The sequence below is a fragment of the Pseudomonas sp. CGJS7 genome, from assembly GCF_036961695.1.
The window spans coordinates 1-13,660 of the sequence record NZ_JBAMDI010000102.1 but is presented as its reverse complement, the minus strand read 5'-3'; the positions used below and the strand labels follow the sequence as shown (position 1 = coordinate 13,660).

Genomic DNA, 13,660 nt, shown 5'->3' with positions numbered 1-13,660 from the left:
CCGTGTCCGCGCCACGCCCGACCTGTCGCCGCGCACTCATAACGACACCGCTGCACCCGACCGCTCACGCGGCTTTTCGGTAATAAACACCTCGAAGGCATCCTATGAATCAAGCGACGAACACGCGTTTCAACCACGCCGCGCGCGCCCTGCTGGGCTGCGCCCTCGGCCTGACCCTCGCCGGCACCGCCGCCGCGCAAACACCGCTGCGCGGTTGGCAACTCACTCCCACCAACACCGGCCTGACCGCCGTCGGCCTGCGTTGCGACAACCTGCCGCTCTACACCGGTGCGTCCAAGCCCGCGCCGGGCTCGGTGCTGAGCGAAGTGCGGATCGACAAGCCGCTGGACCTGTCCGCGGGCGACATCACTATCGAACGTTCGTGCATCCGCCCCAAATCGATCAGCAGCGGCACCCACCTGATCACCACCACCGACTACGGCGCCTGCGTCAACAACCAATGCCCGCCGGCCAAGGGCCGGGTGATCATCCGCGATTCGGAAATCTCCGGCGCGCTGATCACCGCCCAGCGCATCGCCAAATCCTGCGCCTTCATCGGCGTCGGCATCCTGCAGCGCAACTACATCCACAGCATGGGCAGCGGCATCTGCTTCTACAACACCGGCGCCCAGCTCGACGCGCTCGCCGAAGGCAACTACGTCCACAAGCTGCGCTCTTACGGCAGCGGTTCCAACGCCTCGCACAACTCCGCCGCCACCGTGCGCGACTTCAGCACCGGCGTGAATCCGTTGCGGCGGATGGGGTTCCGCAATAACCGCCTGGATATTTCCGCCGGCAACGACACCGGGGCGCTGTTTCTGCAGACCGCGGCCGATATCGACCAGGTGCATATCGAAGGCAATCTGTTCGAAGGCGGCGGCTATCAACTCATCTTGGAAGCGCGCTGGGGCAACGATTACGGCCGCGCGATGTCGGTGGTCGACAACCGATTCAGCGGAACTGGCTGGGGTTACGGGTACGTCACCGATGAAGGCTTGCGCTTGGGTTATGGGTGGAACGAATGGCGCGACAACTATCGCAATGCGCCGACGCAGCCGGATAACCGGGGCAGTGTGGTGGTGAAGCCGGAGCCTAATCCGAACTGATGGTGGGTGCCGGGCGCCGGTGGGCGGCGCCCGGTTTTTCGGTTGAGGGGGATGTTTGGCTGGAGCGGCGTGCGCGATTCACCGCGATGACGAGAGCAAAATCAAAATGGGTTCCGCTTTCGCCGGAATGACGGTAGGTGGGTGGCGTTGCCTTCATGGTTATGACTGGAATCCGTTAACGGAACCGCGAAACTCCCCAATCGTCATTCCGGCGAAAGCCGGAACCCATTTTGACTTTGCTTTCTACGCAGAGAGCGAAACACCATCACCAGCGCCACTAACGCAAATCCGCCAACGCATCGGCAACAACCACGCCGCAACCCGCAGCCGCCTTCGACAACGGCGCCTCAGCCGCCACCCCGGCACAACTCGCGGCATGCTCGCGCAGCTCAGCCCCCAACACCCGCGCCCCCTGGGCAACGGCCGCCACCGGCCGCCGCGCACGCGCATCCGCCGACGCCCCATCCGCCAACCAACGCAACGCCACCGGCGTCCGCGCCGCCTGCCGCGCCCCGTCGGAGGCGAACTCCAACGCCGCCCCCGTCGAGGCCATGGCCAACGCGTACACGACGAAAGCCGGCCGCAGGGCCTGGATAAGATCGGTCGACGTCAGCATGGGGGTGGCCTCGATGGGGGTGCGATCACACGCTATCGCCGGCCCGGCGGGGTCGCGGGACTTATATGTCGAGTGGGGGAATCGGGCCGGGAGCGGTCGGATCGGCGGGTGAGTGGCGGGGGGCGGGACGCGGTTCCGGCCAGCAATTGAGCTGGGTGGCGCGCTGGCCGCCGGCCCCACACGAAGCCGCCACTTGGACCGCTTTGCGACTTCCGCGCCGATCATTCCGCCCCGCGCTGTTGGACCAGACGGCGAACGTCGACACCCCACGAAACACATCAGGAATCCCGCCAACCCTCATCGCCGCCGCCCGAATCCGCGACTGCATCGATACCGCCTTCGTGCATCCCGTCGTAAACCGAAGCGAAGTCTTCGATCTTTCACAACGGCTTGATGTCGCCTGCCCGCATATCCGCCGCAGCGGCATATGGATTATGTGCACTCCGAAATCTGGAGAGAGCCAAGGAACAGGCACCCCGCATCCTGACGCTTTCTTCCAGCCGTGCCCGCAGTACGGGGCGTGTTTATCTCTGGACGAAGGAAAGCTCCAATGGATCGAACACCCACACGCGAAATACGTCGCCGCGGCATGGCGACGGCAATAGTGTTCGCGCTGTCGTTGACCGCCAGCCTGTCAGCCAGCGCCGGCAGCGTGAACGCGTCGGCCTTGCAAGCCGACGACTACTACGACCAATTCATCGTCAAATACCGAAGCGACAGCGCAGTGCGATCCAGCGCGACGGCGATCGCCGAATCGCTGAATTCCGCGGCGCGCGCATTGCCCAACCTCGCTGGCGGGCAACTGCGCGTCGAACGCTTCCGACGCATGGCGCTGGGCGCGGAAGTGATCCGCTCCAGCCACAAGCTCGGCGCCGCCGACGCCGAAACGCTGATGCGCCAAATCGCCGCCGACCCCGCCGTCGAATACGTCGAACTCGACGCGCGCATGTACCCCACCCTGACCCCGAACGACCCGCGCTATCCCGAGCAATGGGGCTACACCGACGCCGACGCCGGCATCCGCGCCGACCAGGCCTGGGACCTGTCCACCGGCGCCGGCCAAGTCGTAGCGGTGCTCGACACCGGCATCACCGCCCACAGCGACCTCAACGCCAACGTGCTGCCCGGCTACGACTTCATCAGCAACCTCAGCGTCGCCCGCGACGGCAACGGCCGCGACCCCGACGCCAGCGATCCTGGCGACTCCACCTTCGGACAATCCAGCTGGCACGGCACCCACGTCGCCGGCACCGTCGCGGCGGTCACCAACAACGGCAACGGCGTGGCCGGCACCGCGTTCAACGCCAAGATCGTGCCCGTGCGCGTGCTCGGCGTCGGCGGCGGCTTCACTTCCGACATCGCCGACGCCATCGTCTGGGCCTCCGGCGGCACCGTCGGCGGCGTCCCCGCCAACGCCAACCCGGCCCGCGTCATCAACCTGAGCCTCGGCGGCAGCGGCAGCTGCCCCGGCGTTTACACCGACGCCATCAACGGCGCAGTAAGCCGCGGCACCACCGTGGTCGTGGCCGCCGGCAACGGCAACGCCAATGCCGGCGGCTTCACCCCCGCCAACTGCGCCAACGTCATCACCGTCGGCGCGGTCGACAGCAACGGCGCGCGATCGATCTGGAACAACGGCCAAGCCTCCAACTACGGCGAGGTGGTCGACGTCGCCGCGCCGGGCACCGGCATCTTGTCCACCCTCAACAGCGGCACCACCGCACCGGGCGGCGAGAGCTACGCCTTCTACAACGGCACCTCGATGGCCGCACCGCATGTCGCCGGCGTGGTCGCGCTGATCCAAGCGCGCGCGAGTTCGCCCAAGAGCCCGGCCGAGATCGAAGACATCATCAAACGCACCGCGCGCGCATTCCCGTCCACGCCATCGCAGCCCATCGGCACCGGCATTGTCGACGCCAAAGCTGCCGTCGATGCCGTCTCTACTGCACGCCCATTCGACATCGCGCCCGTACTCGAACTGCTGCTGCTCAACGACTAGCCAACGGCGGCCCATGGATACGCCATGGGCGCCATGCCACCTACCTCGAACGTAACAAGGAGCAACCCATGAAGCGTCTCGCCCTCGTTTTGATCGCCCTCGGCCTGTCGTTCCAAGCCGCCGCCGCTACCGTCAGCAACGCCAAGATCACCGTCATCCGCGTCGACTCCTCGGGCCTGGGGATGATCACCTTCGACAAACCGTTGGACGCCCCCGCTGCGTGCATCCATCCCGCCTACACCGCGTCGTTGTCGTTCGATGCCACGACTCCGGGTGGCAAGGCGATCCTTGCCACTGCCATCGCGGCGAAGAATGCTAACTCGACGATTTCGTCTGCTTATGGAACCGGCGCTTGCGGGAACTATGGTGGGTCGTGGGTTGAGGATTTGTCGTACTTCCACGTCAATTGATGGTCGCTAGGTTTGCGGAAGCCGTTTTGAGCGATGGATTTTTATTCGCGCTCGGCACGGCTGATGTCATTGAATGACACCAAACCAAACAGGGCCAGGCTCACTTTGCAGGTGAGTCTGGCCCTTATTGCTTACCAGTGTGGCTTGGACGTCAGTGCGCAGTAAGATCGCTCCACGAGTGGCCGGATTGGCGAGCCATTTACTGCGGCCTGATAGTCCCGCTCCATCGACTACCTGAGCGCTGCTTTTCGAGTCCTGGAGAGTTCAAATGAGTTCGCACTCGATCTTTCTCAAAGCGGGACTATGCGCCGGCCTTCTTTTGTATTTTTCCCTGACAGCTTCCGCCGCGTTCGCGAGCCCAAGCTCCGCGCAAGAAGAAGTGACGCTAGTTCGCCTCAAGCCCGATCCCAACGCGGTATCGCTGACGGCTCAAATGGAAGGCAAGCTACAAGTCCGCCAAGGTTGCGTTTACCTCATCACGAAGAAGCATAAGCTTCCCGTACTCGCGATTTGGCCATCGACTTATCGATTGCTCAGCCCCAGGGGAAAACCGACAGGAGTGCTCGATACATCAACCGGGTGGTCATTGGAGTTCAGCGTCAACGGGATCTTCGGTGGCGGCGAAACCAAGATCAAGCCGACGGACATGCTCGACGCGCCAATCCCCACCGCCTGCGGCGGCACAATGGCTTTCGTGGAGTTTTCCCCATGACAAGGGAGATGTTTTCCAAGGATATTGAAGATCGCGTTGATCCCAACCTCCTAAACCGACTTCTTCGCGGCCTGGGCAAGGTTATCGTCTCGCAAGAGATCCTGCGAAGCAGTGGCGGACTTCTCCCGCTCGATCGCCAAATTCGCTGCCAGCGTCTTCTGATCGGACTGTTCCACAGGTGTAGCAAGCGCCTGATCCACTGAAACGAATGCCCGCTTGTGCGCGGGATCGTTCAAGTCGCCTTGAACAGCGAACAACTGCCCAGACTTGCCTAGAACGACGTGATCTACACGAGTCAGCGCATTCTCAGACAACGAGTAACCGCTTGACTGCCGATATGCATCGCTGTTGTCACGACACGCCGCCAACAAGTTGCGACTGATCTTTTCACTCGCATCGTCGTAAGGCTTTCCTAGCCCCTCATCGATCTTGCGAACACCAGAACGAATTTGCTCAAGCATTTCCAGGTCGGCGGGCCCCAGCAAACCGGCGCTGCGTTCTCGACTGGACTGGTTGAGCGCGGGCGGCAAGGGCTCGACCAATCCCGGACGGTGATCCCGATGATCAGGATGGCCCGGAGCAGTGGGCGTAGGCGTGGATTGATCCGCAGGTAGCCACCGGCCTGGAACCGTGTGATCGGGGCGGTCCATATCTCTGGCTCGATCCGGCAGCATGGGCGCCATCTGCAGCGTGGCGTCGTCGATGTCGCCGGTTTGAGGCAGCCCATGATCGCGCTGAAAGTCGAGCAATGCGCCCTGCATGCTCAACCTGTAGACACCGTCCCGATCCAATGGCCGATCGCCGACAGCTCTATAACCTTCGTCAGCCATTACCCGCTGCAAGTCTTTGACTCGCTCCCCCGACTCGCCCAGGCGAACGACGCCGTCGTCTACCACCGGAAGCGCCTGCACCCCTGCCCGATGTTCTGCTTCCAACGGAAGGCGGCCATTGGTCAAGTCGGCAATGTAGTTTTCGTACTGCTGGTAGTACCGAGTGTCCAGTTCCAGATGGACGTGCTTAGCCCCAGTCTTGATATTGCTTTGCGTTCCCAGGGACTGTCCGTATTCGATCGTCTGATCCGCGGATACCGCGATGTCGCTCATGTGGCGTACGCGAGCTATGACATCACCGTCCTTTTTGTCGTAGATGTCTACCAGACCCTGAGTCGCATCCACGCGTCCGACGTAACCGGCCAAAGGCGATGGAACCGGCACATCCCTTGCCTTGTCGCTCATGGTCGGGTGATCGGGGTGCTCGATAATGAAGTCCTTCTTGAGCAATACCTGATCCGGCTTCAATCCGTAGCTGTTGCCCGGCTTGGCGAACTCCACCTCCTGAATCTCGCCGCCGATGTAGGCATGCCGCCTGCCGACCTCAGCGCGAACGATCACGCCGTCGACCATGCGGGCATTTCTGTTATCACTTGGGTGATGGGTAACCAAACTATCGAAGTCGGTTACGGGTTCATTGACCGTCACGCCTTTCTGGATGACGCGGTAGGTCGTGCGTGCCGTATCGTTCATTGGGTATCCCTCCCCTATTGCCCTCGCATCAACGGCAGCGGTTGTAAGTCGTGGATCGCTCGCCGTCGGTTACAGTCAAGTAGTCACCGTTCAGAACATAGATATCGACCACGGCGTTCCTGTCTTCTCCATATTCCTCAATCGCCTCGATACGCCATGCCTTCGGCGCCTGAGAGATCATCTGGACCTTCTTCGGTGTGTCGGAGTGCTCGTAGCCCTGCAGCATTCGTGCTGCGATCTTGAATCCGCCGTCGCTGTCATACGTCAACGGAAGCTTGCAAGGGGTGGACCCTGGCTCCCATTGCCCTATAAGTGCAGTCGGGTAGGACGGACCTTTTACGGCTGTGGCGGTCTTAACGGAGCTTGACGTTGCCGACGTGCGCTCTTTGGCAAACGGATACACTGGTAGCGCTAGCAAGAGCGCGGATGCTAAGCCGAACAGCCTTTGAGTTCGCATGTCGTTGCCCGCTTGCGGGAAAGGGATTGTTCTTCATCTTATGACCGAAGGATCGTTCGAATGAAGTCCGTAGATCCAGGGCGTAACTTGTTCCTCAATATCGACAACGTTGCCTGAGTATCGGAATCAGAACAAGGCTCAATTTTAGTGATATCCGCATTGACCTGGATCATAAACTTCGACCTCTCGCCTTACTCGATCGATAGCTCATCTGGGCACACAACAGACAACGTCCATCCTCCGCGGTCCAAATCACCGAGGGTGACCTCGCAACCGGGCACCTTGGCATCACCGCAATCGCCTGATCGATCGGCTCGACTCATGGCCGGGAGGCTAACCTACCCTTCTCTCGGAGTATCTCCTTTTCAGATATTCGAGATCGGCTATTACTGTTGTGTTCCCTGCCGATGCGCTTAAAGCGAGGAACTCCGCCATGCCGAACCCAACGCCACTATCCATTTCAGCCGATCTGTTACTGCAGTTGCTTCAATTCATCCCCGGCCAGCCTGGAGCGGCTATACCTCTGGTGAAGCTCGATAGAGCAGCTATTGACCACATTCATGGCAAAGCCATAGACCTGCACCATCGCGCAATCGCGGAAGCCCGCGACCTGCTGGATGTCGCATTGGAATCGCTGGAACACTCCTTACAGCCCGAACACCAACGCCGCTTGATCGAGCGAGCGGACGACGAACTAGCATCCTCTCAGCGCTGGGGCGAGTTGGCGGCGAACGCGCGGTTTTGTCGGGAGCACCCGGAGTTGGCGCGAGAGTTGGCTGGGGATTCGCATGAAGGCGAGGTACCGGATGCAGAAGCCATCGATGGTGCCAAGCCATCGGCGCAACGGCGTGCAAGGCGGGAACGCACAGCGCGCAGCTGAGGCGGGGCTCCTGGGCGGGGCGTGTCGCTCGATTACGGGTTCAGCTCCCTGCGAATTCGGCGCCCGCATGCAGGCGGCGAATCACGAGCGCAGCCAGCATTCCATACACCCCTTCTGGCGGGCAGTCGTTGTCGACGAAGCGGACGCGATCGATGGCGTAAGCGGTGCCCAACTCAGCGTTTGCCCGGGCGATGCCGGCCTTGACCGCGTCGAGTACGGCTTGGTCGGACAAGCGGCCGTGTACGCAGGTGCCCATGGCGGGCATGCGCTCGATCTGCGGCTCGGCGTCGAGCACTTCTGTGAGTCGCAGTTGCAGCAGGTTATGACTTGGACCCGTGATGCGGCTGATGGTCAGGTACTCGCCTTGGCGGCTATAGAGCATGAGTGTCGGTCGCGTCGTGGCTGTGGGCTCGCGAGGGCGGCTCGCGCCGCTCCTACAGGGGCGAGCGAGACAATGCAGCAGATCAGTTGTCGAACCAGAACACCAAGCGGGTAGCGCCCAGGGCTTGGAGTTGACGCACTTCAGGCAGGAAATCGTCGTCGAGCAGTTCGCGATAGGTGGCGGCGGTACAACCGGGGCCGCGGCCTCCTTCGCGGAAGCGCAAAGGTTGGTCGTAGTCGAAGCTCAAGAGTTCGTCGATGCTCAGCCACGAATAATCATGGTCTAGGCCCTCGCAGCCTTCGGATTCGTGGAGAACCTTTGGGCTGATATCGTACGGCAAGCCGCGCGGCGAACTGATCGGGACGATGTTGAAGGAGTTGCGCACGTCCGCCAAGAAGGCGAAGCGGGTGTAGATGCGCGTGCCCAACGGGTAGTTCGTGGGCATATCGGGGATTTCTACGTAGCTGCCGGTTTCGTCGCGGCGTTCGAGGTAGATGTGGATGTCGCAGCCCATGGCGGGGTCCTTACAGTGGGCGTTTGGGGTTGCGTCGTCGTTGCGGGTTCGCGGTCGCGGCTCGCGCCGCTCCTACAGGGGATTTGGGTAGCTCAGCCTACAAACCAGAAAACGATACGCTCAGCGCCCAGTGTCTGCAGTTCGCGCATGTCTTCCACAAAGTGCTCATCCAGAAACTCTCGGTAGGTCGCTTCGGTGCAGTTCTCGCCTCGCCCGCCTTGCTTGAACCGTAGTGGCGCGTCGTAGTCGAACGCAATCAGTTCTTCCAGGGTCAGCCAGGAATGCATCAGCGCATCGCCTTCCTGGCGCTCGGATTCGTCTGCGATCTTGCCGCTGACGTCGTCGGGCAGACCACGCGGTTCGCTGATGGGAACGATATTGAACGAGTTGCGGGCACCGGCGAGGAAGCTGTAGCGCCAGTAGTTGCGCTGCTGCAGCGTGCTCGGCGCGGGCATGACTCGGAACTTGCCTTCGCTGTCCCTGCACTCCGCATACAGGTCTATGTCGCAGCCCATGGCGTGATTCCTTGCTGAAGATGGATCGAGGTACGGCGTTGTTGCCGGTTCGTGGCTGACACTTGCCAGTGCCCCGGGGCGCGACGAAGTTTTGCTTCGGCGTCACGAGTGACGGCACCTAACCCTGAAGCCTTTCTTACGCCGAGTTCGCCCTACGCGCCTCGACAACTCCCGCCACTATAGACAGCGGCACCGCTGCAATCGCAGCCCAAGCACCGAAGGTAAACTGGCCCCACGCCCACAAACTGCCAAAGACATGAGCAGTAGCGAACGCCATGCACATGGCGATCGCAATCCGGGGCGATCGCAACAAGGCAACGATCGCCATAATCCCCAGTACTCCCGCGCCAACCCACACCGATTGCGCCATGGCGCCGGCGGCGTACAGGTTTTGAATGGCGGGAAACTGCTTCGGCAAGAAGCCGAACAGCAGCCCCAGGCCGGTCATGAGCGGGCCAAAGGAAAGGAAAGCCACTAAGGCGACGGCGAATCGGGTTGCCAATGAGCGGGCGGGCCACTGGGATCGGGCGTCGTTGGGTTCGGGCTGGGTTGTGCTCATCGGATATCCATATTCGGAGCATAGGTTTTGGCTGTGCGGAACTTTGATGCGAGTTACGGCGTAGTTGCGGCTTCGCGGTCGCGGCTCGCGCCGCTCCTACAGGGAGCGGCCGAGGCGGCGCAGTCAGCGGCCGCCGTGTACGGGTTTGTGGGCGCGAACCGCCATCACCACGCCCAAGCCGGCAAGCAACGAAACAGCCGAGGTGCCGCCGTAACTCAGCAGCGGCATCGGCACGCCGACCACCGGCAGCAGGCCAGAAATCATGCCTCCGTTGACGATGACGTAGACGAAGAACGCAAGCCCCAACGCGCCAGCGATCAAACGCGAGTAGCCATCACGCGCATCGGCCGCAATCCACAAGCACCGCCCAACAACGAACAGGTACAGGGCCAGCACGGTAACAACACCCACCCACCCGAACTCTTCGCTAAGCACCGCAAAGATGAAGTCGGTGGTGTGTTCGGGCAGGTAGTTCAAATGCGACTGCGACCCCTGCAGCCACCCCTTGCCGGTCATCCCGCCCGCGCCAATCGCAATCTTCGACTGAATGATGTTCCACCCAGTCCCCAGCGGATCGGTCTCCGGGTTCAAGAAGGTCAAAATCCGATCCTTCTGATACGGCCGCAGCAACCAGAACCACGCAACCGGCGCGATCGCGGACACAGCGCCGAACGCGGCGACGAACCACCACCACGACAACCCGGCCAGGTACAGCGCAAACGCGCCGCTGATGCCGACCAGCATCGCGGTGCCGAAGTCGGGTTGCAGCAGGATCAGTACGGTCGGTACGCCGATCAGCACGCCGGCGATCAGCACGGTGCTGAACTTGGGCGGCAGTTGCTGGCGGTTGAGGTACCAGGCCACCATCATCGGCAGGCTGAGTTTCAGCAGCTCCGCCGGCTGGAAGTAGAAGACTTTCAGGTCGATCCAGTGGCGGCCGTGTTTGCCGGTGCCGATCAGCAGCACCAGCAGCAGCGGGACCAACGAGACGGCGTAGATCACCGGGGTCCAGTTGCGCAGTTGCGGCATCGACATGCGCGACAGGCCCCACATCGCGGCCAGGCCGACGGCGAAGCGCGAGCCCTGGGCGAAGACCATGCGGGTGGAGTGTTCGCCGGCGCTGTAGAGCACGGCCAGGCCGATGGCCATCAGCGCGAGCAAGGCGGCGAGCATCATCAGGTCGAGCGTGCGGGTGAAGCGCAGGCTCATGTCCCACAGGTAGCGCAGAATCACTTTCATCGACGCGGCTCCGTCGAGGGGACGGCGTCTTGTTCGGGTTCGGGGTCGACGTCGGGTTCGATCAGGGCGTCGTCGTTGCGGGCCGGCGGATCGCGAGTGTCGTCTTCGGGCGTGTAGCCGGGCCACGCGGGGCGACGCATTTCCGGGCGCTGCAGAATTTGCGGGGTGTGGCCGGGCTGGGCGGCGACGCGTGCGTTGACCGCAGCCACCGACGCGGCCCATGCGCCGTTGACCGGCACCGGCACGGGACGCGCGGCGTCTTGCGCGGCGGCTTCGGGCGTGGCGGCGGTGGCGCCGGCAGGCGTCGCGTTAGGCGTGGCGGCCAGCGGTGCCACGGCCGGGCCTTGGCCGGGTTTGGCCGGTTCGGGTTCGGGCATTTTGCCGAGCAGCCACGCGTCGAAGATCTTGCGCGCGATCGGCGCGGCGGTGCTGCCGCCGTAGCCGCCGTGTTCCACCACCACCGCCACGGCGATGGTCGGGTTTTCGGCGGGCGCGTAGCCGACGAACAAGGCCTGGTGGCGCAGGTGGAACGGCAGCGAATGCGGATTCATGCTGACGTTGCCTTTGCGGCTGACTTTCTGCGCGGTGCCGGTCTTGCCGGCCATGCGGTACGGCGCGCCGCGCGCCATGATCCGCGCAGTGCCGCGGCCGCCGTGGATGGTCGATTCCATGCCTTCGTGCACGGCTTGCAGGTGGCCGGGGTTGTCGGTGATGAGCGTGGTCGGCTGCAACACCTTGGGCACCCACGGCGATTCGTAGCCGGTGCGGATTTCGCGGACCAGATGCAGTTGCCGCAGCCTGCCGCCGTCGGCGATGGCGGCGGTGCCGCGCGCGAGTTGCAGCGCGGTCACCACCCAATAGCCCTGGCCGATGCCGGCGATGACGGTTTCGCCCGGGTACCAGCCTTCTTTCTTGTTGCGCTTGGCCTTCCACGCCGGCGACGGCAGGATGCCGACGTTTTCGCCGAGCAGGTCGATGCCGGTTTTCTGGCCGAAGCCGTAACGGGTCATGTAGGTATCGACTTTGTCGATGCCCATGTCGAGCGCGAGCTTGTAGTAGTAGGTGTTGACCGATTGGGCGATGGATTCGCGCAGGTCGACCCAGCCATGGCCGCCGCCATGCGAGTCGCGGTAGCCGCGTTTCTGTCCGGCGATGTGGAACTCACCGGTCGACAGGGTTTTGTCTTCGGCGCGGCGCGCGCCGCTGTCCAGGCCGGCCAGAGCCATGAACGGTTTCATGGTCGAACCCGGCGGGCCGCCGCCGAGGACGTTGCGGTTGAACTGCGGGCGCGAGGGGTCGTCGTTGAGCGCTTTGTAGTTGGCGCTGGAGATGCCGTTGACGAACAGGTTGCTGTCGTAGCTGGGCAGGCTGACCATGCCCAGCACTTCGCCGGTGCGCGGGTCCACCGCCACCGCCGAGCCGTCCATGTCGCCGAAGGCGGTGACCATGGCGCGTTGCAGGTCCAGGTCGATGCTCAGGCGCAGGTCGGCGCCGGGTTTGGCCGGGACGTGGCCGACCTGGCGGATCGGGCGGCCGTCGACGTTGGTTTCGATTTGCTCGTAACCGATCTGGCCGCGCAACTGGTCTTCGTAGGAGCGCTCCAGGCCGGTCTTGCCGGTGTGGGTGAGCACGCCGTTGCGGCCCATCGTCTCTTGGTCTTTGGTGTCGATGCGGCCGACGTAGCCGATCACGTGGGCGAACAGTTCGCCGTAGGGATAGCGGCGGTTGAGGTAGGAGACCAGTTCCACGCCGGGGAAGCGCCAGCGGTCGACCGCGAACGCGGCGACTTCGGCGTCGCTCACCCGCAGCTTGAGCACGATCGGTTTGAAGCCGCGGGTAGCTTTGCGCTCGGATTCGAAGCGGGCGATGTCCTCGGGCGTCAGCGCGATCACCTTGGCCAGCTGCGGCAACCATTTTTCGCTGTCGCCGGCTTCGGTGGGGGTGACTTCGATCCGGAACGCGGGGACGTTGTCGGCCAGGATGCGGCCCTGGCGGTCGTAGATCAGGCCGCGGCCAGGCACCACCGGGCGCAGTTTGACCCGGTTCTGTTCCGAACGCATCGCGTAGTCGTCGTGCTCCCACACTTGCAGGCGGAAGTACCACAGGCCCAGGCCGATCACGCCGATCAGCACGCAGGCGAAGGCGATGGCGGCGCGGAAGCGGAATTGGTCGGCTTCGGCCGCGGTGTTCTTCAACACCCGTTTGCTGTGCAGCAGGCGGCGGCGCGGGCCCATGTCAGCGTTTCCGCCAGCTGCCCAAGCGCAGCCCGTCGAGCAGCAGGAAGATCAGCGGCCACAGCGCCATGCCGGTCAGCGGCGAGAGCCAGTAGGCCGACGGCAGCGAAGGCTCGCGCAGCACCATGTGCACGGCGGCGGTGACGATGCGGTCGTTGAGCATCAGGCCGCCGACCGCCAATGCTTGCTGCGACAGCGGGAAGAACCGCAGCCGCGCGCGGAAGCGTTGCAGGATGAAGGCCATCACCACCAGCCGCAGCGCTTGTTCGCCGAGCAGGCCGTCGGAGACCAGGTCGCCGCACAAGCCGACGATGAAGGCGAAGCCCAGGCCGACGCGGTCTGGGTCTTCGATCACCCAATACGCCAGCACCAGGCCGAGCCAGTACGGGCGCAGCGGCAGCAGCACCTGCGGCATCGGCAGCAGGCTCAGCGCCAGCGCGGCGAGCAGACTGACCGGCAGCACCCATTGGTGGCGAATGCGGGTCACTGGTCGTTCTCGGCGGTGGGCGGGGTG

15 protein-coding genes are annotated in these 13,660 nt (G+C 63.4%); 5 read left to right on the top strand and 10 right to left on the bottom strand.

Features of this window, described 5'->3' with window-relative positions; all coding sequences use genetic code 11:
* The first annotated feature begins 104 nt into the window (after positions 1 to 104).
* Entirely contained in the window at positions 105 to 1,106 is a 1,002-nt protein-coding gene (locus V7787_RS39035; RefSeq protein WP_336092949.1) for a hypothetical protein, read from the top strand.
* A 277-nt stretch (positions 1,107 to 1,383) separates the two neighbouring features.
* On the opposite strand, the gene V7787_RS39030 is transcribed toward V7787_RS39035, so the two are convergent.
* Positions 1,384 to 1,722 (bottom strand): hypothetical protein, encoded by a 339-nt coding sequence (locus V7787_RS39030; protein ID WP_336092948.1) that lies wholly within the window; start codon positions 1,720 to 1,722, stop codon positions 1,384 to 1,386.
* Between the two features lie 550 nt (positions 1,723 to 2,272).
* Here V7787_RS39030 and V7787_RS39025 point away from each other — a divergent pair.
* From V7787_RS39025 to V7787_RS39015, 3 genes are all read left to right on the top strand, one after another.
* Positions 2,273 to 3,721, top strand: a complete 1,449-nt coding sequence (locus tag V7787_RS39025; protein WP_336092947.1) for a S8 family peptidase — start codon at positions 2,273 to 2,275, stop codon at positions 3,719 to 3,721.
* Between the two features lie 68 nt (positions 3,722 to 3,789).
* Positions 3,790 to 4,131, top strand: coding sequence for a hypothetical protein (locus V7787_RS39020; RefSeq protein ID WP_336092946.1), 342 nt, complete (start codon positions 3,790 to 3,792; stop codon positions 4,129 to 4,131).
* 268 nt (positions 4,132 to 4,399) lie between these two features.
* A complete protein-coding gene (locus V7787_RS39015) occupies positions 4,400 to 4,843 on the top strand; it encodes a hypothetical protein (RefSeq protein ID WP_336092945.1) in 444 nt (147 codons plus the stop codon).
* 50 nt (positions 4,844 to 4,893) lie between these two features.
* Here the strand turns inward: V7787_RS39015 and V7787_RS39010 are convergent, their stop codons facing one another.
* Positions 4,894 to 6,366, bottom strand: a complete 1,473-nt coding sequence (locus tag V7787_RS39010; protein ID WP_336092944.1) for a peptidoglycan-binding domain-containing protein — start codon at positions 6,364 to 6,366, stop codon at positions 4,894 to 4,896.
* Between the two features lie 28 nt (positions 6,367 to 6,394).
* Entirely contained in the window at positions 6,395 to 6,634 is a 240-nt protein-coding gene (locus V7787_RS39005; RefSeq protein ID WP_336092942.1) for a hypothetical protein, read from the bottom strand.
* 622 nt (positions 6,635 to 7,256) lie between these two features.
* Here V7787_RS39005 and V7787_RS39000 point away from each other — a divergent pair.
* Positions 7,257 to 7,703 carry a hypothetical protein gene (locus V7787_RS39000; RefSeq protein ID WP_336092940.1) on the top strand — a complete coding sequence of 149 codons (447 nt, stop codon included), beginning with the start codon at positions 7,257 to 7,259 and terminating at the stop codon, positions 7,701 to 7,703.
* Between the two features lie 40 nt (positions 7,704 to 7,743).
* On the opposite strand, the gene V7787_RS38995 is transcribed toward V7787_RS39000, so the two are convergent.
* From V7787_RS38995 to mreD, 7 genes are all read right to left on the bottom strand, one after another.
* Entirely contained in the window at positions 7,744 to 8,085 is a 342-nt protein-coding gene (locus V7787_RS38995; RefSeq protein ID WP_336092938.1) for a hypothetical protein, read from the bottom strand.
* Positions 8,086 to 8,167: 82 nt separating this feature from the next.
* Positions 8,168 to 8,599, bottom strand: a complete 432-nt coding sequence (locus V7787_RS38990) for a hypothetical protein (RefSeq protein WP_336092936.1) — start codon at positions 8,597 to 8,599, stop codon at positions 8,168 to 8,170.
* A 92-nt stretch (positions 8,600 to 8,691) separates the two neighbouring features.
* Positions 8,692 to 9,114 carry a hypothetical protein gene (locus V7787_RS38985; protein WP_336092934.1) on the bottom strand — a complete coding sequence of 141 codons (423 nt, stop codon included), beginning with the start codon at positions 9,112 to 9,114 and terminating at the stop codon, positions 8,692 to 8,694.
* 136 nt (positions 9,115 to 9,250) lie between these two features.
* Positions 9,251 to 9,673 carry a hypothetical protein gene (locus tag V7787_RS38980; protein WP_336092933.1) on the bottom strand — a complete coding sequence of 141 codons (423 nt, stop codon included), beginning with the start codon at positions 9,671 to 9,673 and terminating at the stop codon, positions 9,251 to 9,253.
* 123 nt (positions 9,674 to 9,796) lie between these two features.
* Positions 9,797 to 10,912, bottom strand: coding sequence for a rod shape-determining protein RodA (rodA, locus tag V7787_RS38975; RefSeq protein ID WP_336092931.1), 1,116 nt, complete (start codon positions 10,910 to 10,912; stop codon positions 9,797 to 9,799).
* A complete protein-coding gene (gene mrdA / locus V7787_RS38970; RefSeq protein WP_336092929.1) occupies positions 10,909 to 13,146 on the bottom strand; it encodes a penicillin-binding protein 2 in 2,238 nt (745 codons plus the stop codon). Before mrdA ends, rodA begins: the two co-directional genes overlap by 4 nt.
* A gap of 1 nt (position 13,147) precedes the next feature.
* Positions 13,148 to 13,660 (bottom strand): rod shape-determining protein MreD (mreD, locus tag V7787_RS38965; protein WP_336092927.1); only part of this gene is annotated, 513 nt, incomplete at its 5' end.

What these genes read in the sequence shown, in the direction of transcription:
- V7787_RS39000 (WP_336092940.1), top strand. Translation starts at nt 7,257, where the DNA reads ATGCCGAACCCAACGCCACTATCCATTTCAGCCGATCTGTTACTGCAG.
- V7787_RS38980 (WP_336092933.1), bottom strand. Translation starts at nt 9,673, where the DNA reads ATGAGCACAACCCAGCCCGAACCCAACGACGCCCGATCCCAGTGGCCC.
- V7787_RS38985 (WP_336092934.1), bottom strand. Translation starts at nt 9,114, where the DNA reads ATGGGCTGCGACATAGACCTGTATGCGGAGTGCAGGGACAGCGAAGGC.
- V7787_RS39025 (WP_336092947.1), top strand. Translation starts at nt 2,273, where the DNA reads ATGGATCGAACACCCACACGCGAAATACGTCGCCGCGGCATGGCGACG.
- V7787_RS39035 (WP_336092949.1), top strand. Translation starts at nt 105, where the DNA reads ATGAATCAAGCGACGAACACGCGTTTCAACCACGCCGCGCGCGCCCTG.
- V7787_RS39030 (WP_336092948.1), bottom strand. Translation starts at nt 1,722, where the DNA reads ATGCTGACGTCGACCGATCTTATCCAGGCCCTGCGGCCGGCTTTCGTC.
- V7787_RS38990 (WP_336092936.1), bottom strand. Translation starts at nt 8,599, where the DNA reads ATGGGCTGCGACATCCACATCTACCTCGAACGCCGCGACGAAACCGGC.
- V7787_RS39015 (WP_336092945.1), top strand. Translation starts at nt 4,400, where the DNA reads ATGAGTTCGCACTCGATCTTTCTCAAAGCGGGACTATGCGCCGGCCTT.
- mrdA (WP_336092929.1), bottom strand. Translation starts at nt 13,146, where the DNA reads ATGGGCCCGCGCCGCCGCCTGCTGCACAGCAAACGGGTGTTGAAGAAC.
- rodA (WP_336092931.1), bottom strand. Translation starts at nt 10,912, where the DNA reads ATGAAAGTGATTCTGCGCTACCTGTGGGACATGAGCCTGCGCTTCACC.
- V7787_RS39020 (WP_336092946.1), top strand. Translation starts at nt 3,790, where the DNA reads ATGAAGCGTCTCGCCCTCGTTTTGATCGCCCTCGGCCTGTCGTTCCAA.
- V7787_RS38995 (WP_336092938.1), bottom strand. Translation starts at nt 8,085, where the DNA reads ATGCTCTATAGCCGCCAAGGCGAGTACCTGACCATCAGCCGCATCACG.
- V7787_RS39010 (WP_336092944.1), bottom strand. Translation starts at nt 6,366, where the DNA reads ATGAACGATACGGCACGCACGACCTACCGCGTCATCCAGAAAGGCGTG.